The 19,914-nt window shown below is 55.8% G+C and carries 16 protein-coding genes; 8 read left to right on the plus strand and 8 right to left on the minus strand.

The window, feature by feature from the left end:
* The first annotated feature begins 45 nt into the window (after window positions 1-45).
* The 4 genes from DSM110093_RS13470 to DSM110093_RS13485 all read left to right on the plus strand — a co-directional run bounded on the left by DSM110093_RS13470 (window position 46) and on the right by DSM110093_RS13485 (window position 5,572).
* Complete coding sequence (locus tag DSM110093_RS13470) at window positions 46-993, plus strand: glycine betaine ABC transporter substrate-binding protein (RefSeq protein ID WP_243265565.1); 948 nt, start codon at window positions 46-48, stop codon at window positions 991-993.
* A 101-nt stretch (window positions 994-1,094) separates the two neighbouring features.
* Window positions 1,095-2,153 carry an ATP-binding cassette domain-containing protein gene (locus DSM110093_RS13475; RefSeq protein WP_243265566.1) on the plus strand — a complete coding sequence of 353 codons (1,059 nt, stop codon included), beginning with the start codon at window positions 1,095-1,097 and terminating at the stop codon, window positions 2,151-2,153.
* A gap of 89 nt (window positions 2,154-2,242) precedes the next feature.
* A complete protein-coding gene (locus tag DSM110093_RS13480) occupies window positions 2,243-4,144 on the plus strand; it encodes an ABC transporter permease subunit (protein ID WP_243265567.1) in 1,902 nt (633 codons plus the stop codon).
* Between the two features lie 15 nt (window positions 4,145-4,159).
* Window positions 4,160-5,572: an amidase gene (locus tag DSM110093_RS13485; RefSeq protein ID WP_243265568.1), complete on the plus strand. Its 1,413-nt coding sequence runs from the start codon at window positions 4,160-4,162 to the stop codon at window positions 5,570-5,572.
* A gap of 381 nt (window positions 5,573-5,953) precedes the next feature.
* Here DSM110093_RS13485 and DSM110093_RS13490 read toward each other — a convergent pair whose 3' ends face one another.
* The 5 genes from DSM110093_RS13490 to DSM110093_RS13510 all read right to left on the minus strand — a co-directional run bounded on the left by DSM110093_RS13490 (window position 5,954) and on the right by DSM110093_RS13510 (window position 11,131).
* A complete protein-coding gene (locus DSM110093_RS13490) occupies window positions 5,954-6,205 on the minus strand; it encodes a hypothetical protein (RefSeq protein WP_243265569.1) in 252 nt (83 codons plus the stop codon).
* A gap of 1 nt (window position 6,206) precedes the next feature.
* Window positions 6,207-6,650 (minus strand): DUF6634 family protein, encoded by a 444-nt coding sequence (locus tag DSM110093_RS13495; RefSeq protein WP_243265570.1) that lies wholly within the window; start codon window positions 6,648-6,650, stop codon window positions 6,207-6,209.
* A gap of 91 nt (window positions 6,651-6,741) precedes the next feature.
* Window positions 6,742-7,791: an AAA family ATPase gene (locus DSM110093_RS13500; RefSeq protein ID WP_243265571.1), complete on the minus strand. Its 1,050-nt coding sequence runs from the start codon at window positions 7,789-7,791 to the stop codon at window positions 6,742-6,744.
* Between the two features lie 350 nt (window positions 7,792-8,141).
* On the minus strand, window positions 8,142-10,364 hold the full coding sequence (locus DSM110093_RS13505; RefSeq protein WP_243265572.1) for a Mu transposase C-terminal domain-containing protein: 2,223 nt from the start codon (window positions 10,362-10,364) through the stop codon (window positions 8,142-8,144).
* On the minus strand, window positions 10,361-11,131 hold the full coding sequence (locus DSM110093_RS13510) for a hypothetical protein (RefSeq protein WP_243265573.1): 771 nt from the start codon (window positions 11,129-11,131) through the stop codon (window positions 10,361-10,363). The genes DSM110093_RS13505 and DSM110093_RS13510 overlap by 4 nt, the downstream gene beginning before the upstream one ends.
* 1,594 nt (window positions 11,132-12,725) lie before the next feature.
* On the opposite strand from DSM110093_RS13510, the gene DSM110093_RS13515 reads away from it, so the two are divergent.
* Entirely contained in the window at window positions 12,726-13,469 is a 744-nt protein-coding gene (locus DSM110093_RS13515; protein ID WP_243265574.1) for an HNH endonuclease signature motif containing protein, read from the plus strand.
* A 351-nt stretch (window positions 13,470-13,820) separates the two neighbouring features.
* Here the strand turns inward: DSM110093_RS13515 and DSM110093_RS13520 are convergent, their stop codons facing one another.
* Window positions 13,821-14,930, minus strand: a complete 1,110-nt coding sequence (locus DSM110093_RS13520; protein ID WP_243265575.1) for an SEC-C domain-containing protein — start codon at window positions 14,928-14,930, stop codon at window positions 13,821-13,823.
* Window positions 14,931-15,167: 237 nt separating this feature from the next.
* Between DSM110093_RS13520 and DSM110093_RS13525 the strand changes: the two genes are divergently transcribed.
* Window positions 15,168-15,800, plus strand: a complete 633-nt coding sequence (locus DSM110093_RS13525) for a tyrosine-type recombinase/integrase (RefSeq protein ID WP_243265576.1) — start codon at window positions 15,168-15,170, stop codon at window positions 15,798-15,800.
* Window positions 15,801-16,011: 211 nt separating this feature from the next.
* Complete coding sequence (locus tag DSM110093_RS13530) at window positions 16,012-16,983, plus strand: hypothetical protein (RefSeq protein ID WP_243265577.1); 972 nt, start codon at window positions 16,012-16,014, stop codon at window positions 16,981-16,983.
* A gap of 179 nt (window positions 16,984-17,162) precedes the next feature.
* Here DSM110093_RS13530 and DSM110093_RS13535 read toward each other — a convergent pair whose 3' ends face one another.
* Both DSM110093_RS13535 and DSM110093_RS13540 read right to left on the minus strand, forming a co-directional pair.
* On the minus strand, window positions 17,163-17,642 hold the full coding sequence (locus tag DSM110093_RS13535) for a hypothetical protein (RefSeq protein WP_243265578.1): 480 nt from the start codon (window positions 17,640-17,642) through the stop codon (window positions 17,163-17,165).
* A 125-nt stretch (window positions 17,643-17,767) separates the two neighbouring features.
* Window positions 17,768-18,742, minus strand: coding sequence for a GlxA family transcriptional regulator (locus DSM110093_RS13540; RefSeq protein ID WP_243265579.1), 975 nt, complete (start codon window positions 18,740-18,742; stop codon window positions 17,768-17,770).
* A 168-nt stretch (window positions 18,743-18,910) separates the two neighbouring features.
* Between DSM110093_RS13540 and DSM110093_RS13545 the strand changes: the two genes are divergently transcribed.
* Window positions 18,911-19,900: a TRAP transporter substrate-binding protein gene (locus DSM110093_RS13545; protein ID WP_243265580.1), complete on the plus strand. Its 990-nt coding sequence runs from the start codon at window positions 18,911-18,913 to the stop codon at window positions 19,898-19,900.
* The last annotated feature ends 14 nt before the right edge of the window (window positions 19,901-19,914 follow it).

A 19,914-nucleotide genomic window follows, 5' to 3' on the forward strand; every position in this document is an offset into this window, starting at 1 on the left:
CCACAGTGACCGGACAAACAACGCCAAATCAGCAGGGAGAAACTTATGACTTTCACGAAAACTTCAATCCGGACACTGGCTGGAGCGGCATGTCTTGCCACCGCAGGGCCCGCGCTTGCCACCGACCGGACGGAACCGGTGGTCATTCCCATCGTGAGCGACACCTCGACCGACCTGATCTCGACCATTCTGGGCGCGACATTGGAAAAGGCGGGGTACAACATCGAGTATGTCGATGCAGATTATGCGGCGAGCTTCTCGGGCATTCAGACCGGCGACCTGCATTTCACCGTCTGCTGGCAGTCGACGATGGAGCTTTGCGAAGGCTCGACCGAAAACGGCAAGGCCATCAACGCCGGATCGACGGGTATCCGCACAGCAGAGGGTTGGTGGTATCCGATGTCACTGAAGGAAAATTGCCCGGGTCTGCCCAACTGGAAAGCCCTCACGGAACCTGCCTGTATCGAGGCGCTTGCCACTGCCGAGACTGCACCCAAGGCGCGTTTTGTGGAAGGACCGGCCGACTGGGTCATGCCGGTCGAGGAAATGGCCCGTGCCTTCGACATCGACGTCGAGCCGATCGCATCGGGCAGTGCCGCCGCACTTGTCGCCACGGTCTCGACCGCCGCGCGCCGGGGTGAGCCGGTGGTCGCGTGGGGCTATACACCGCACTGGTACTTCATGAGCGACGAAGGTGAGTTCGTCGAGTTCCCGGAATACCAAGAAGGGTGTCACGACGACCCGTCGTGGGGGGCGAACCCAGATGCGACCTATGATTGCAACGTAGAAACGGGCGTGCTGTGGCTCTTTGCCAACAAGAAATTCATCGATGCCGAACCGGAGGCCGCCGAGATCATCGAGAAGTTTGAGTTGGAAGACAGTCAAGTGACTGATGGCTACCGCAAGGTCGACGTCGAGGGCGTACCGATCGAAACTGTCACCGAACAGTGGATGAACGAAAACGAGGCCATCTGGCAAGCCTGGCTGCAGTAACATCGGTCTAACATCCGCACGGCCTGCTCGCGCGAGTTCACGGCAAGGGATAGACAGGTTCGGATTTCCTCGAACCGGTATAGGATGAGGTGCGGGGTCACATGAAGGACTTGCAGAGTTCAATGATTAAGGACAATTCGGAAAACGTCGTTATCCGGTGCAATGCCGTATGGAAGCTTTACGGCGATGCCGCAAGCGGGCTTGCGCGGGACGGGGCCGGGTCCATCACCGACGAGGTGCTTGCGGAAATGGACGTCATCGCCGCCGTGCGCGATGTCAACCTCGAGGTGAGGCGGGACGAGATTTTCGTGATCATGGGGCTGTCGGGCTCGGGCAAGTCAAGTTTGCTGCGATGCATGACGGGGCTGGTCGAGCTGACGATGGGCGAGCTCGAAGTCGCCGGGTATGAACTTGGTCGCGCAAGCGCGCAGAGGTTGATCGAGATGCGCCGCCATGCTGTGAGTATGGTGTTCCAGGATTTCGCGCTGTTGCCGCATCTAACAGTGCTTGACAATGTGGCGTTTCCACTGCGCATGCAGGGTGTGCCGCGTGCCGAACGGCACCGAAAGGCGAGGGAGTTGGTCGAGCTTGTGGGTCTGGCGGGACGTGAGAGCTATCTACCGCACGAGTTGTCGGGCGGTCAGCAGCAGCGCGTCGGTATTGCCCGGAGCCTGATGACGGAGCCTGAAATCTGGTTTCTTGACGAGCCTTTCTCGGCGCTTGACCCCTTGATCCGGGCAGAGATGCAGAACGAATTCCTACGGATTCAGGGTATGCTTCGTAAATCTATCGTCTTTGTCACACATGATTTTGAAGAGGCGGTGCGGCTGGCCGATCGCATTGCCATCATGCATTCCGGCAAGGTCGTACAAATCGGCACGCCGGAGGAGCTGATCACCAGCCCGGCCGACGACTACGTAGCCAAATTTACCCGGAAGATCCCGCGCCGGCAGGTCATAAAGGTAGGCTCGGTGATGACGCCCGCCAACGGCGTGGCAGCGGGAAATCGAGTCCATGCGTGCGATGTTATCGGCGATGTTGCGGCGCAGGTGGTGAATTCCACGGAGCCAACCGAGGTGGTCGACGATACCGGAGCGCTTGTCGGAATGATTGACGCCAAGACAATGATTCAACTGCTGCTGAACGACGAAGTGACATGATCGCGAGTCTTAACATATACTTTGGTCGGCGCCGGATTGGGGCAGGCTTTGTGATCCTGATCGTTCTACTCGCTGTCGCGGCTCTGAGTATGGCTGATCTGCCGACATGGCTCGTAGATTATCCCGAAAGCATGGTCTGGGAGTTGGCGCCATGGGGAACCGATGCGATCAAGTATGTGGTCCACGACCTAGCCTTGGCTGGCATCACGCTTTCAGAAGTCTCCCGCATGTTCGCGGGCTTGCTAGAGGTTCCGGTAGATCTCATGCGAGGCTCGCTGGCGGAGGGGTTCGAGTTTTATCGCACCGATGGTACTGCGAAAACACTGCCGCCTCTCCCATGGCCTGCGGTCTGTGCTGTCTTCACGTATTTCGCATGGCGGCTGGCCGGGCCGGGCCTTGCTTTCTTCACGGGTTTTACACTGGGGTATTTTCTGATCTTCGGGTTATGGACCTCGGCAATGTTGACGCTGTCTTCGGTAATCTTTGCCGTACTGTTCAGTCTGATGCTCGGCGTTCTGCTGGGTATTCTGGGTTACCGGAGCAGAACCGCCAACCGCATCCTGACGCCCGTCTATGACGTGATGCAGACCATCCCGACATTTTCCTACCTCGTGCCGGTGCTGTTACTGTTCGGGTTCAACCCAGTGGCGGCGATCATCGCCACGGTGATCTACGCGATGCCGCCTATGGCCCGGGTAACGACGATCGCGCTTCAGCGGGTGCCGGAAAATATCGGTGATTTCGGGTCGATGGCCGGCTGTACGCCGCGTCAGAAAATGTGGAACGTATTGCTTCCGGCGGCGCGCCAGCACCTGCTGATCGGCCTGAACCAAGTGATCTTGCTGACCTTCGCCATGGTGATCATCGCATCGGTGATCGGCGCGGGCGGACTTGGCGGCGAGGTCTACAAAGGGCTCAAGGCCCTACGTATCGGCGAGGCCGTCGAGGCGGGGATCGCGATCACGCTGATGGCGGTGCTGCTGGACCGGCTGTCAAAGGCGGCCGCGCTAAAGCGCCCATCTCATGTCCAGACGGTTGCATTGGTCCGGTTGCGCTTAAGGGCGTGGTTGCTTTGCCTTTTGATTACAGCCATCCTGATCGCATTGGCGCCCTTCGCGCCCTTCCTCAGCGAATATCCTGGGGCGTGGACGGTTTCCACCGGCAGTTTTTGGGACGACATGGTCCTATGGATCAGTGATACGTATTACTCCGAGATCAAGACGATCCGGGACACCACGATCCTTTACGTGATGCGCCCGACCAAGGATTTTCTGCTGGCGGCGCCATGGTCGGCTGCTATCGCTTTGATAGCGCTGCTTGGCTGGCTTCTAAACTGCTGGCGGCTGGCCCTGGTCTGCGCCGTGCTCCTGGGATTCATCGTAGTCACGGGATATTGGGACGCTGCGATGACCTCGTTCTATCTGGTGTTTCTTGCCACGATCGTGACACTGATCATTGCCTTACCTGTCGGCATCTTGGCCGGGTTGTCAAATTGGGCCGACCAGTGCGTGACGCCCGTCATCGACACGCTGCAGACGATGCCGAATTTCGTCTATCTGATCCCGGTCGTTATGCTGTTCAGCGTAGGAGAGTTCTCCGGTCTGATCGCCATCGTCGCCTATTCGCTGCCGCCCGGAATCCGCTACACCAAGGAAGGGATCAGAGGAGTCGCGAGGTCCAGCATCGAAGCCGCGGAGATGTCCGGATGTTCGCGGTGGCAAAAGTTGTGCCACGTGCAGCTACCACTTGCAGTGCCCGACATTCTGTTAGGCGTGAACCAGACCGTGATGTTCGCCTTTGGAATGCTGGTGATCACGGCGCTGGTGGGCACCCGCGGGCTGGAACACGACACGCTGATTGCAATCTCGAAGGTTCAGCCGGGAGAGGGGATCGTCGCCGGTCTCGGGATTTCATTCCTGTCGATCATCATCGATCGACTTATCCGCAGCGGTAGCGGGCATCTTCGCATCAAGAACGCCAGAGCTGCATAGCCGGGGAAGACATTCATGAGTAACTTAGCGATCATGCTGCACGGCGACGAATTGTGGCGGCTGCCGGCAACGGAACTGATCAGGCTTTACCGGGCAAGGGACCTGTCGCCTGTAGAGGTTGTTAAGGCACAGATCCGGCAGGCGGAGCTAGTCGAACCCATGATCAACGCGTTTACGGAAACGTTCTTCGACGCGGCGCTCCTACAGGCGCGGGATGCCGAGGCACGCTATGCAGGCAGAGGGGAGATCAGACCGCTCGAGGGGCTGACCGTGGCGATCAAGGACGTCTACGATCAGCGCGGCGCCCGCACAACACGTGGCAGCAAGGTGATCGACGCGCGGCAAGCCGGCCGCGATCATCCCGTAGTGCGCCGCATTCGCGATGCCGGCGGCATTTTGCATGCTCGCACCACGACGTCGGAATTTGCAATGGGCTGGATCACTGCGACAAAGGCTTGGGGGGTCACGCGAAACCCGTGGAACACCGAGATCACGCCAGGCGGGTCGTCCGGCGGCTCTGCGGCGAGCATTGCCTCGGGCACCAGCACGCTGGCCATCGGAGGGGACAGCGCCGGGTCTGTAAGGGTTCCGGCCGCGATGTGCGGTATTGTCGGCTATAAGCCGCCACATGGACGGGTGCCGGACCCGGACGAGGGCCACGATGTCTACAGCGTTGTAGGGCCTATGGGGCAGACGGTCGGGGATTGCGCCCTGCTGCTCAATGTCATCTCCGGATGCGACGGAGAGGATATCCACAGTCTGCGCGAAATGGTCGAGGTTCCGCTCGTTTTCCCGCAGTCCCCAGTGCCGCGCTTTGCCGTCAGCTTCGATCTAGGGAAGACATTGCCATCTTCGGAGATACAGGCCGTTTTGGACAAAGCGCTGAAACAGCTCCAGGCCTGCGGCGCCGTTCTGAGCCAATCATCTGTCGAGTGGCCGGAAGACCTAAGTGTAGCGGCCCAAAATCATGCTGCCATCATGTTGGGCACAGACATCGCGCAGTATTTTCCGAACCGTTCAGAAGAGCTGTCTGCCTATCTGCTCTGGCAGAAAGATCAGCTTGAGCGCGTCGATCTCTCTTCGCTGGCCCGAGGCCGGAACTGTGCCGGACTCCTCTATTCCCGGTTAGAACCCATTCTGAGCACGCATGACGCTTTGCTATGCCCCACGACGCTTGTCAACGACGTCGGCGCCGAGCAAATGCCCTGGGAATTGATGAGTGTGAACGGCGCTAATTTGAACAGCGATTACGATTGGGTAACGACCTATGCCTTCAACATGCTCGGTCAATTGCCTGTTTTAACAGTTCCGGTCGGCAGAACGGCCAACGGCATACCGGTCGGATTGCAGGTTGTCGCACAAAGCTTCGATGATCTGCGCGCATTTCGGGCCGCAGCGTTTATCGAAAGAGTAATGCAGTTTACCTGATGAGCCAGAGAGGCCTATTTTATAATTATCAGTCCAGTTCTTTCTACTCTACCGGATTGCAACGCCGGATGCGTAATTCAATATCCCCATTGGAACGTGTTGATTGTCCCTGAGAAATGATAGGATTGGAAGCAGCTAATCCCTGCGAGGGCGAGAGCTTGGGAAAAGTAATTGCGAAGGCAACGTTTGGCTCCGCCTAATGTCCACATCGGGAAATCTCCTGTTAAGAAATTCAAAGTTCGACGAAATCCCGCAAAGAGCGGTTATCCCCCCCCCCGCCCCTTGCCGTAGCACACAAGCCACTGTGGAACTGGCACCTGCTACACCACGAGCCCGAAGGCCTGTCACACGTCGAGCGGCGGCAGGCCTTCTTCTGGGGCGTCAATCCTCACTGCCATCTTTCGGACGACGTTTCCGCTCGAAAGAAATGTGTCTGAACTCCCCGGTTTTGCGGTCTCGGTAGATCGCTACCTTGTCGCGTCGCAGCTTCCGAAATGGCATATTCTCCTCCTGGAGTTCCCGGGGCGATATCTCCCCCCGCGCCAGCCTCTCTTCATCGCGTTGACGTGACCGCGCTTTCTGCCGCTGCCGTTCCTCGAAATCGAAGTACTTGGGGCCTTCTTCATCGGACATGTCAGCCCTCCCCTTTATGGTCGAGCGCCATACGTGCCCGCCAAGCCACCAAAAGTTCATCTAGCAACGACAAGTCGTTCAGCGGCCGATACCCAGGTACGTCCATCTGCACGAACCCGGAAGGCGCCTCTTCCAGCCCGAGATCCTTGGCTATGGTCCTCTCATAGTCGGCGAATGGACGACCCAGCGCATACCACCGTGATGCCGTGCGCGCCCAGCCTTGGGTGACGTCCATCGCGACAAGCTGCGAGGTCGTGATCCAGCCGCCGGTCAGCCTTGGGTGCCCGGACGCGATCCCCCACAGGATGGGTGCGCCATGGCGGGATACATGCGGTCGCCAGTATGTCAGAACTGGTGCGCCGGCGAGGTCGGTTTCGGAAGGTCCGGCATCAGCAGCTTTGATGGCGGAACGTAATTTTTGGGCCCAAAGGGCTTTATTGGTCATGGGAAACTCCAAAGTAAGGTTGATGGTGTGGTTGAAGGACAGACAGAGAGACCAGCGAGACGAGATACCCCTCAACCCAGCCGACATCTGCTCAGTGCAAAACAGGCCGGTTCATCGTCTGTTCGACGGCATCGAGCATTCGGATGACCGAACGCAGACTGACGTTGTGCGGCGGTTCGATCGCCAGGATGAGGTCCTTGACCGCATCAATAGCATCTTGGGGAAGGACTCGACGCGCCCCTTCGCGCTCAGCAAATCCAATCTGGTGTTCTTGCGTCAGAGCCCTCAGCTCGGTGGGTGGACATCGGCTCAGAAACGGCTCCGACAGTCCGTTCACGCTGTTTGCTGTCAAAACCCAAGTGATCCATGACATGTCGAACTGCACCCTGTAGTATGGACAGCTCCAACTTTGTGCAGTCAATCGCTCGAGGAGCGGCAATAGGCCTTGAGACAAATCATAAGATTGCCCCTTCGTAGAAACCGATAGCCCCGCCTTCTCAATCTCGTCGACTACGACCACAGGATTCGCAATCTGAGAAGCCATGATCCCTTCCAGAACCTTTCCCGGGCCCGCCGATCCCCAGCCCCGCTGAGACCCCGTCACAGCAAATGAGGCGGGCTCACCCGTGGCTTCTATGATTGTCGTCGGCACGGAGAGTTGCGCGCCCAGCAGGCGGGACCAGTGGCTCTTGCCGATCCCCGGCGGACCGACGAGGAGCATTGGCCGGACAAAGGGGGCAGGATCGCCGTTGCGGACCGAAGCCCGCATGTCGTGCCAAAGACGCTCTGTTGCAGGAGCCATCCACGGCATCTCCCTGTGAAGACAACTGGCGACTTCGTCGGCGCGGTGCTCGGTTTCCACTGGCTGTACTTGTGCGCCATTTCGGAACACCTCGAGTCGCGCACGATCCTTCGGGTCAAGGTGGTCCATGCCAGAGTTGCGTGAAACGGCGCTGAGGTATGCCGCCGATCTCCGTTTGATTTTTAGCCGGTCGGCTTCGGACAGCGCGTAGTCAAATTTTGGGCTACCAATCCGTTCTCGGAAGCTGTCCAGGAACTTCTTTAAACGGACTTCGATGTCGTAGGCCGAAGGCAGGTTGGGATCAGGGAACCTGACGTCGACAAATTTGATACGTGGCATGGATCGTGCTTTCTGAACCGGAGTGACCGAATATGTTGTTTCTGCCAGAGACAGAATAGAACATAAGGGAAACATTCAGAGGCCGGCCGAGCAGGTCAATACCTATTTTCTGGGCACAAATTACTTCATGAATTTTTCGCAAATAGCCTCTGGCAGCCAGTTAAAGGCGTGACCGCTTTTTTAAGTACTTTTTCGCAAGGCCTAATTATGGAGATTATTTTCAGATTGTTCGCTGCGCGGTCGGTTAAACGGTGGCGGCTGACGGTCACAATAGGATTAAGCAATATTCAGCTCGGCCCGATTCGCTTCAAATATGTCCGCCGAAGCACTGTGTGCCTCAGCGGTCATGATCAGTTCCGTTTCTTATTGTGCTTCCGGCTCCTCGCGCCGGACCGAAACCGGTCCATGCTGGTCTTGCGTTCATTGTCGATGCTGTCAGGATCCTCGCCTTCATCAATTGTAGACTCCGCTGGCTGACCAGTCTTATACCCACCCTCTGTCAGTGGATCGACGTATTCATCGCGCCCGACGAACGGCTTTTCGTGCTGCCCTTTACCAAATTCCAGTTCTGTCTTAGCGCGTTCAATTTCAGCCTGAGTATAGCCGAAAATACCGATGTCGGACGAGCGCATGATGGCGTTTGCGAGGTTGCGCCACAGATCATGTGCTTCGCGACGCGCGCCTTCCTGTTCACAAGCCTCCGCCTCAGCTTTGAGGCGCTCAAGCTTCCGCTCCGCCTGGAATTCGCGCAGCGACTTACCTGCCATATTCGGGTCGAGGCAGCGGACCGAGATAAGGTCGCCGTTCGCGAGCACCGAAATGCCACCCAAATCGTAGGGATCCACCATGATCTCGACGCTCTCGCCCGGTGCAGCGATGCGATCGACGAGGCGAGCTTTGCGTTGGTTGCGAATAAACTCATTGGTGTACACCGCACCACCGTAGCGAATGCCCTCAGCTGTAACTTTCGCCGTGGTGTGATAACCACAGGCCTCGCGGAACTGTGCCGGAGAGGGCATTTGCGTCGGATCATAGTCGACGCCATTTGAGAGCTCTTCCCACATAGCGGACGGCGTCCGCCGGTTGATCCCGCGATGTGGAGACTTATGGTACTCGGCGATGAACAGCAGGTACAATGTCTGGAACTCATCGAAACAGATGCAGGTTTCGGTGAGGTACTTTCGATCGTTTCGCGCTTGTGGATTCTGGGCCGTATAGCCCGGCAAGTACCGCGCCCATTTCAGGTCGCAGGTCCAATAGAAACGCTCCATGGCGCCGCGCAGATTGGACACACCAGCCGCACCATTCATCTGAGAGCTTGCCAGAAGGCGAACGGCGTTGGAAAACTGCGCTCCGCCGAAGGGTTCATCACCGAATTCCGAACCAGAATCATTGCTACCTTCCTGCATCATGCAAACGAAGTTCCAGTGCGATTTTTTGAGTCCTATTTCGCGGAAGAGATAGGTCTTGTCCCTGTAAATCATACGCAGACATTCCAGAGACGCCTCTTGGTTCGGGGTCCGGCTGAAGGAGACGCCGACAATTGCCCGGGTCGCCAAGTCTTCGGCAGTTGTGATCCAGGGGCTAATGAATTTGACGTCTTTGCGATCATCTTCACCCATCATGTTGTATTCTTCGCGCGTGCAATCGAGCACTTTCATATGCGCACGCCAAGCATCAAACTGGACGATCTGGCCGATGGCAGTTGCTTTCCGGCCCGGTTCGAAAGATCCGAATTTCTTGATGGCAGCTGCCAAACCCTCGCGTTGCATCGTGACTTCGAAAGGATCGAGATACAGGTCAATCCACCGCTCGTACTGTCGCGTGGAAAGGATACTGATCTCAGGTTTCCCGATCGAAACACGGTAAGAATTTTCCAATTCCGCATCTTTGATCATATCGTCGATGACCTTCTTTTTAGATGACGGATAGCTGGTGGCATATTTCCCCAGCCGTTCCATCACGAAACAGAAATCGAGACTTGCCTGAAGATCCAGCTCAATCGGGTCGGACTCGGTCGGCAGAAAGATGTTCGGGTTTCCATTGGCGCGCCTATATTTCAGAAAACTGTCCAGCAAGGTGCTATTGGCAGGGAGGCGTTTCAAACGTTGCGCAGCGTTGGGCTTTTGCGTTCCATAGAACTTACGCGCTTGATAAGTTTCGTAACTCTGGATCAGTAGCGAGCGAAATTCTTCAACGCCGTCGCGCGTTAACTGCATGCCCATGGCACGGCACCGTTCCATCTGCCTACATTGCTGCATGATAAGATCAACACGTTCTCGCTGATGAGCGTTCGCTCCATTCAGCTCGCGGGAACCATAAAGATCGCGATCACGCGTGCGCGCAGGGCTGTAGTAACCGTGCTCGACCACCAGGATTTCGGTATCAATCAGGTGACAGATTTCCTCCGGCCGGAACGTGCGAATTTCAACATCACCTTCACGGGTTTTGACGGACATGCGGTAGTGTTTGATCTCCTTGGAATGCTTGTCGACATCGACTGCGAAATTCGACACGGGGCATCCATCGTAGGTCACGCGGTCGTTTGGGCTGATTTGCGAAAAGTAGGTCATGCGGCAGCCCTCCAGAGCTTGGTTTCGGGCTCAAACGGATCCAAGAGATCTTTGCGTAGGTCCCCATCACCGACGAGACGAATTACAGCCCGATGCGCGCGATGTCCCAAGTCAGACGCCTCCACGATGTCACGAAAGCGGAACCACTTCCCCAGATGCTGAGAGAGCTCGAGTACAGCATCGTCGGCCACCGGGTCCCAGCCCCGGCGCGCCTTGTGAATGGCCTCTACGCAGGCGCGATGGGTCGGATGAAACAGATAGCGCGATGCCACCGTGAACCTGTCAGCGACTTCGACAGGTGTTTGGGCCGCGATGTTCGCGACCTCTTGCAAATAAGTTCTTCTGCGCGCCTTTTCATCATACTTGACTGAGACCAACACCTCTTCCCCAGTACGAAGCAGCACATGGACGTCAACCCGGGTGAATGTCTTCCTGCCGTCTAAGTTACAGAAAGGAACGTTGGTCAATTGTTCTTTAAAATTGATAACATCCGGATGGCCCGCGATATTGATATATACCTGCGCTTCTTCAAACGATGCGCACCAAAACTCCTGCATCACAGCGCGGCGGTGCATACGCGTCAAGAACGCGACCCGGCAGGTCCCGCTGGATTTGCCAATTTCCTTCTTATTCAAACGTGTACGTACGATCTTGTGAGGGTCATCCGGATCGGCCAATGGCGGAGGACTAAAGGTTGCCTGCCAAAGATGAGGGAGGGCGGAATGCGGGTGTTCGACATCGGTTTGCCTAGAGTTATGTTTCTGCATAGCATGACTTTCTTGTTCACGCCGGTGAGCACGGCGCGCTGACTGATAATGCTTCGCCCTGTAGGGCGAATGTTGTTGATGAATGCAGGCCAACCACCCATCGCGCGCTCGGCAGACGGGAAGATATGCCGACGGATTTTACGCAGGCGGCCTTGTACAAGAAGGTCAGCTCGACTAGATTATTGATGTCTTACGTCGACCAGCAGTGAACTATACCTTCTTGGCTTGGTGCATTCAGCGCCTTGCGCTGATGGTTTGTGGTTGACAGCGGTGCTTTTCCCCTCGTGATTAGTATGCATGCGACAAGTACTGATGTATCTGTACAGAACCGTGTTGGTGTCGCTTTTCCCTGCGGCGATTTTGTTCTGCTCCTTGCGTTCTGACGCGAGATCATCCCGCATTTGGCCTGATAGTGTGTTCAAAGAAGACCTATCGTCCTTCGGCTCGAATCGTTGTCTTACCGAGTAGAACGAAACAGCCGAAAGAGTCAATTTGCCCTTCGTTATCAGGCACTTGCGAGCTTTACGCTTCTCACTTTTTTCGCAAACCACTCCTTCTTCCTCATTCATCCGGTTCTGCGTCTTGACTACTTCTCGATCAGCGTTGCCGCCGGGGTGATCGGAAGTAGGGGTAAAAATTCTCGATTGATACGGCGGGCTGATATTTTCCTATATAGAAAACTCAACAGGTTGCTCGAATGGCATGATGCGAACAACACTTGGACCAGTGCTCTTGCTGGCCACAAGGTAGCCACAAGCCCACAAACGTCCCCCAAGCTTCTCAGTTAATACAAAGGCTACACTTACGAAGAGCAGCAGATGCACTTGGCAAGCAATCCAGGTCCACCTGGACCAAGGTCTTGTTTCAAGATTTTCCTGACACGGAAGGCTGTTGGATATGCGACACCCATGAATTCAGCTAATGCATGAAGACCAAAATCGTGTTGAGAATTCCTCGCCCGCCAGCGAATGTACTCGTCAGCGACTTCGAACCAGAGTTGCGCAGACAACTTACTGGAGCGAAGCAGAGTACCCGTCAAAACAGTGAACTGATATCTGCAATTCCGGCAATGGTAGGTTTTTCGCAAAGTCAGCTGCCCGACCTCCATGGACCCGCACCTGATGCAGACGACTCCGGTGGGCCACCTCGTCAAAGCAAGTCGCTCTCGGCACGCAGCATCCGTAGGAAGGATGGAGGCGACGCCATTTGGTGGCAAACGTTGCTCCAGGTCCCGCCAGTACCGAAGTTCATGATCGTCGTCTGTATGCTCGATGGTCATTCGAGCGATGTAACGCACCTGCAGTGGCGCAGGCAATCATATCTAAAGCTCGTTGGGGATCTATTTGCGCCCAACGACGATAGAGGAATAGCACCACAAAAAGGTGATCCCATCATTCAAGCTTGATGCTAAGATCTGCGCTCACCACTATCGGTTGCAAGTCGCGATCCATGATATGTGAAGTTGCGAAAACGATGGAAGGGGTGGATCTTGGATTCCCTGGAGTATTTTAGAACCGAAGTTGACTGCGCTTATCGTGGGGAAAACTAAAGTGGTCGAGACAACGGCGCAGTTCTTAGACAGGCCCGTATTGGCATGCGAAAACGGCCGCTTGATGAATCTTGGACTTTCGGCAATCCAAGTAAAAGCGATGGCTACATGACGATCTCAGATCATAAGCTTCACCGGATTGTCGCTACTGCATTTCATGGAGAACAACCAAGTAACAGCCACATAGTGGATCACATAGATACGAACCGCCGCAACAATCGCCCTGAAAACTTACGATGGGTCACACGCCTCGAGAACATCCTTCTCAATCCCATCACCGCGAAGCGGAACCAAAATCGGTATGGTAGCATTGAGGATTTCCTTGCCGATCCACGCAATCCGAAGAATGGGGCTCTAGCTGTTGATTTCGAATGGATGAAGAATGTGACGCCCCGCGAAGCTGAATATAGTCTGCAACGGATGCTGGCATGGGCGGTCTCAGAGAAGCCATCGTCCGGCGGGAGTCTGGGAGACTGGATTTTTGGCCGCGACCCAACACCAGTTGAAAAACAAACTGAACAACTGGTTGCAGCCAAAACAGTTGGCGCGGCTCAGCGAAACTGGAGGGTGCCCGCAGAATTTCCTCTTTGCCCTGACACAACTGTAGCTCAGCCCCTCAAAGCATACTTCGACCAACTGCATATAGGTGTCGTTGCGGTTATTTCACCGTGGGGAGAGACGAAGGTTGGAGACGTTGCAATGATCGGCCATGAAGACGCAATCTACTTACTTGGGCGCGCACAACGAAAGCGAGATAAAACCCTGGTCGGTGTCCAAGATCACTTTTGAAAATGAACAATTCGTTCATGAGAGACAAGGCACGTTCTTCATGCGAGATGGCGCCGAAAAAGCATTCACTTTGGCTCGAGGCTTACCATGGGAAGGCGGCGAAATGTTCGACGATTTTTGTTGATGCTCGCAAACCACCGGCCCTTGGTGTCGAGCGACACGAACGGCCCAATCCGGACATTGATCCAACCACGCGTCGCCGCGCCTCAGTTTCCCCGAAGCGGTCATTGGAACAGTTGCGCAGCATTTTGGCCCATTCGATGTCGGCGATGCGGACCAAGCGACCTTTCGCTGCGGTTACTCCAATGACCGCAAATAGCAAAGTCGCTAAGGCGAAACGCCATGTCGTGGTCAAACTTGAAACGATCTCGCTGACGCAGGCAGTTGAAAGTCTACATCCAAGTGAACAGGCATTGATGGGACGCTGCCCATCGGATCAAGACCGTCGGCTGCAAGCTGGTTGAGCCGCTCTCTCTGTTTGCCATCCAAAGCTTGGAACCAGTCGGGATTGAAAAAGACGTTCTCCACATGCTTCATTACAAACTGAAGGCACGCTAATGCTCGTTGATCATCCGGCAGTGCCAAAAGCTGATCTGCGATGACATGCCCGGGCGCGTCGTCAATATTTCGCCAAGAAACACAAATCGTAGCGCTGGAGTCACCAGCAAACGAAGAAACGAAAATCTGTTCAAGAAGTTCGTCCACATACCCTTTCTGAAGCTCTCCGCCATGGAGGTCGGTAAAGGGCGACCAAGCGCCTGCAAACATGAATGGCAAAGGTGCCGCAAATTCGAAGACAACCGACCTAATTGTATCGAGACGGACATCCACCAGTGCAGTGGTCAACGCATCATGCGTAGCCTTTAGTTCGCGTCGCGCAGCTTCATTCCCTGTGTTAATCTCGTTCAACATCTGCTGAAGCATGAATTGCTCGAAAGGTTTCAAACCCTTGTCGGCCTCCCGCAACGTTTCTCTCAAATGCGCTCCAGCATCCTTCCCATAGAGTTCTCTGCTCATTGTGCGATAGGCCACAGCAAGGCACTGATCGGGTCGTCCCGTAAACACCTCATTCTCGATACAGGAGAAAAGCTCTCGATCATGCTTGCTGCAAAAGCCGTGGAAAACTGACGCATCTTTGATGCCGATCTTCTTCACAGATAGCATTCCGCCGTTCTTGTTCATGTCCGATATGCTCGCAACATAGTGCAGAACATGGCCTTCTTTGGCGATCTTGGTCAGGTTCGGTCCGCGCGAGACAGTGTGGGCTTTGACCACGCTGCCGTCGCAATCACCTAAACCTACGTCACGCGCACAGCACTTCTTTTGGGAAAAGGCTTTTCGGTTTACATTCACAGCATCCCAGGGATTCCCCTTCGGCTGAGCATCTCGGCCGAGATGGCATTTTTTGAACTTCTTGCCAGAGCCGCACCAGCACGGGGCATTTCGGTCTCTACCCTTCATGGCTTGAATTTCAGGTAAACTAAGGGTCCGATTTCATTCATAATGCGCACTCTAAGAGTTGTCTTCCAATTTAGCGAATAGCCCATTCGCTCAGATTGCGGCCGCTCATGCAACGCTCAGCATCGGTCAATATGGGCTCACTGCGGACCTCGGAGGCAGCGCAGCATCATGTGATATGATGTCTTGTCAACGTCGGGTTGTCGATGTGGGAGGGCGTGGTGGATCGGAGGATCCATCATGGAAACATCAAACTTACCGGCCATCCGCGCCTTGCGCCCATCCTGGAACAAAGGCCGGATCGTCGGCCAGAAAAGGCCGCTCAAGCCCAAACACGTCTGGGCGATCAGGGTGCGGCTGGAATTGGCCGAGAACCACCGTGATCTGGCCCTCTTCAATCTTGCCATCGACAGCAAGCTGCGCGGCTGCGATCTGGTGAAAATGAGGGTTGTCGATGTTATGGCATCCGGCCAAATCAAGGAACGCGCGTCGGTTCTTCAGAGCAAGACCCAGAAACCTGTGCGCTTCGAAATCTCCGAAGGCACCCGTGCATCGCTGGCAAGATGGATGCGGGAACCGCTGATGGTCGGATCCGAATACCTCTGGCCTGGGCGTTTTCACGCACGGCTTCACATCTCGACCCGCCAGTACGCGCGCATTGTGCGTGACTGGGTGACATCCATTGGTCTGGAGGCAAGCGCCTATGGCACGCACTCGATGCGGCGAACGAAAGTTACGCAGATTTACAAGAAAACAGGCAACCTGAGGGCGGTCCAACTGCTGTTGGGTCACACCAAGATGGACAGCACTGTCAGGTACCTCGGCGTCGAGCTTGAAGATGCGCTGGTGATCGCCGAAGCTATCGAAATCTGAAGGCTTGGGCCGTCGTCACGGACGGCCCACTGCGGTCATTCGTCCGACTGGCCGCGTTGCGTCGCAGCTTCGCCAAACCGGACATCGGTGGCATCCAGCAGCAAGATTGGGCACGCCAAGGTCAGCTCCCCGGGCAGAGTGGTCATTGCCCTTTTTCAGTAAGCCCATGATAAAGTAACATAGTCTTTTGGCCCGCACGGGGAGTTCTGGAATGAAATTTGGTCTGTCGTTGGCTCTGATCCTGGTCGCGGGGCCTTCTCTTGCTGAAACCGTTCCGGGATTTGCCCATCTCCGGGACACATCCGAAGACGGGCGCCCTTTGTCCGTGTCGATCTGGTATCCGCCTGAGGAAATAGCATCGGGCACTGTCGCTGGAAATCCTGTTTTCGAAGGGGTTGCAGCAGCACCAAATGCCGAGTTCACGCAAAGCTCGCTTCCGCTGATAATCGTATCACATGGCGGCTTGCGGTCCGCGACTGACTCAGGTGCCTGGCTCAGTTCCTCCATCGCACGGGAAGGCTTCGTCGTGGTCGAAGTCAATGCCCCGCGCCCGGACAACGCCGAAGATGCTGTGAACGAAATCTGGCAAAGACCACAGAATATCAGCCGCGCGATTGACTTGGTGCTGGCCGATTCAACCTGGGGGCCGCGAATTGATGAAACCACGGTGTCAGTCGCAGGATTTGCACTGGGGGCGACCGCTGCCCTGTCCGTTGGCGGAGCGGAGCTGGATGTTGCCGGCTACCTTCACTCTTGCGCGCAGGAAAGAGAGCAGCTCGGACCGGATTGCGGGTGGTTTGCTGCCCAAGGAGTCGACATGTCGGCCACCAACCCGGACGGCCTCGCCGGGATGGCGCGAGACCCCCGCGTGACTTCGGCGATAGCCATAAACCCGGAATACTCGGAGAACCTGGGCTCAGTGCCGGCGGATGTTCGGGCGCTATCGATTTCCCTCGGCCAGCTCGCGCGCACATCGGCTGATGGTCAACAGACTCCGTCCTTTGTCATGCCCCAAGCGTCGGCATTCGATGCCTTCGCCGTTTGCACGGTCGCCGGACCGAAGATCCTGATGGAGGAAGAAGGTGATGCATCGATCTGTGGTGGATCTATGGACGCACGCCGGGCGATCCATCAAGATGTTTCTGAAGCAATCATATCTTTCCTGAATGGCGGCCCCGAATAAGCTGAGGCGGGCCGTCAGACCGGCCCGAAGGAGACATCCACAAGCCAGCCTTGATGCTGTGGTAGAAGCCCGCATTGCAGTCATGCGTCTACTGCGCGAGGTGTAACCAGGCAGGATACGGAACAAGGCGATATCGCAGTCGACGAACAAGGATCGCGCTTCGGGACCCTACAATGTCATCAGTGAGTCCGCAGCACCTCTGCAATCGACGAGAGCCCGTCCCTGTCAGTGATGCACCACATCGCATTGGCAACGCTCGCCGCCGCGTGGGGGACCGCACAAACCTCCTTGATGATCTCCAGCTGCTCTTTGTCCAGATCCCAATGGGCAAGGCATGCCGGCAGATCTTCCCCCTCCTCACCACTGCCTGCCCACTCGATCAGGTCGTATTCGACTTCTTTCAATGTCGTCGTTTGCTCATAGTTCATAATGGTCTCCATTCTTGTGATCAGGAGATCGGGTCGTTTGCCGAAGACGGTAAAGATTTTCCGGACTCTTTCGCCCCTCGTCTGGTTGCGGTCAGCGTCCGCGGCAAAGGTCCCAATCGGCCCAAACCGGACATACATGTAGTACGCAGCTAAGGTCAGCTTTTGGGAGCCCTTACGAAGCCCGTTCAGTCGCAAACGTCCAGATAAATTGGTGAAAATGTCGACCGCCACTCAGAAGGTGCATCGCAAGCAACCGCAGAGAGATTTTAATTTCTTAAGGCGGTCTCATAACACCAAGATGAAAGAGCACTCGCACCCCCCGGAAAGCTGACACAATATTTGGATTCCTTCACCGATTAGAAAGTATTCGATGATTGACGGTATAGGCTTGGAGACGTGCCATAGGACTTACGAAACTCACGGTGAAAATGCGCAGAATCTGCAAACCCTGCGTCAGCTGCAACTTCGGCGATCCTGTCCGTGGTATGCGTCAATCGCCAAAGCGCGTAGCTGAGCCGCATTGAACGGAAATACTGAGATGGTGTTTGCCCCATTGCCTGATTAAATCGCCGGTCAAGCTGACGGACGCTGATCCCAACCTCGGCGGCCAGGACATCCATTGATGGCGGCATATTGATTTTTTGCTCCATTAGTGCTGCGCAGCGCCGTACCACCTCATCTTTCACATCATGGGTGCTCTTTGAGAAGTGCGCTTGGGGAAAAGTCCCCGCGCGCTGGCCTTGCATCATCATATGTCGGATGGCCTGCTGTGCATACTCACTGCCGCAGTGGCGATGGATCAGGTGAAGTGCGAGATCCGAGGCCCCGGTCGACCCTGCGCAAGTGATCCGCGCCCCGGCGTCCAAAAATATCCGGTCAGTAAAGGCTTCGACCCGCGGAAATTGATCATGGAATTCGTCAGCTACGTTCCAATGCACGCAGGCCGGATAGCCCTGCATCAGCCCTGCCCGCGCGATGTTAAATGTCCCAGTACAGAGCCCGATTAAAGGGACACCAGCCTCTGTAGCTTCGGAAAGGTATTGATCCAGCCATTGGGGCTGGGACCTAATACGGTAACCATTGCCACCGCAGACCGCGACATAGTCGACCTCTTCCGGATTTATCAAAGGTGCTGTTGCTGTAATGGTCAGCCCGCAACTGGCCGCAACCTTGCCCTTCCCCATAACTTCCCAACCACAGGCAACCTGCCGGCTGCGGCCACCATGATCAGCGGCAAGGCGGATCGCTTCGACGAATCCGGAGAAGGCGTTGAGGGTGAAGCTATCCAACAGCAAAAACCCGACACGAAGTTTCTGTTCAGTACGGCGCATCACATCTCCATAAACGGTAGCGTCATGACCAGAGGGCAGTGAATTCGAACAAAAATGTCTGAATTATCCATCTATCTGTCTAATCTATTCTATCGAGAGAGTTTATGGCTGTCTAACGTCATATACAGCCCCACCGTATACAACGGGGTACAGAGAGGGAGACTCAAGATGAACCGCAGAACTTTTGCCGCCTTTGCTTTAGCCGCTTCGGCCAGCGCTTTGGCAACCTTGCCCGCAGTGGCGCAAGATATCAATTTCCGTGTCAATGTTCCCGGCAACGAAGACGGGATCGCATTCCGCTCGGTTGAGCATTTCAACGAGGTTCTGAAGGACAAAAGCGGCGGAAGCCTCGGCACCAAATTGTTCCACTCCAGCGCGCTCGGCGATCAGGAAAGCTCGATTGAAGCGATGCAGTCCTCGATCCTCGACATGGCCACAATCGAAACACCGATCACCGCCGTCGCTCCTGAACTTGGCGCAACCGCGTTGCCCTATATCTTTTCCAGCCGCGAACACGTGAAAGCGGCAATGGATGGCGAAGCAGGCCAATTGATCGAAGCTATGCTTGCCGAAAAAGGCCTGCGGGTGGTTGGCTTTTTGGAAGGTGGCTTTCGCCAGATCACTAACAATGTCCGCCCCATCACGACCCCCGAAGACCTGAAAGGCGTCAAAATTCGCACCCCAGGCAGCGCCCTGCGCATTGCGATCTTCAATCACTATGGCGCCAATGCCTCCCCACTACCGTTCAGCGAACTCTACTCGGCGCTCCAGACCGGCGTTTATGACGGGCAAGAGAATCCAGTGATCTGGGCACAAAGCACCAAATTTTACGAAGTGCAGAAGTACCTTTCTCTGACCAATCACCTCTATACAGTCACCTATCTCCTGATGGCCGAAGACAAATTCCAAGCCCTTACCGAAGACCAGCAGGCCGCTGTGCTCGCAGCAGGTGAGGCCGCCGAGGCACGTTCAGTTGAACTGGGAATCAAAGCCGACACTGAGATCGTCACCTTCCTTGAGGAAGAAGGCATGGAGGTGAACGAGGCGGATGTTGAGGCCTTCACCGCGCAATCCGGCCAAATCTGGGAAGATTGGGCAGCCGAGCAGGGCCCCGATGCACAAAAGCTGATTGATCTGATCCGCGCCGCAGATCAGTAAACCCAGCCCCGAGG

It is taken from the genome of Sulfitobacter sp. DSM 110093 (assembly GCF_022788715.1).
GTDB lineage: Bacteria > Pseudomonadota > Alphaproteobacteria > Rhodobacterales > Rhodobacteraceae > Sulfitobacter.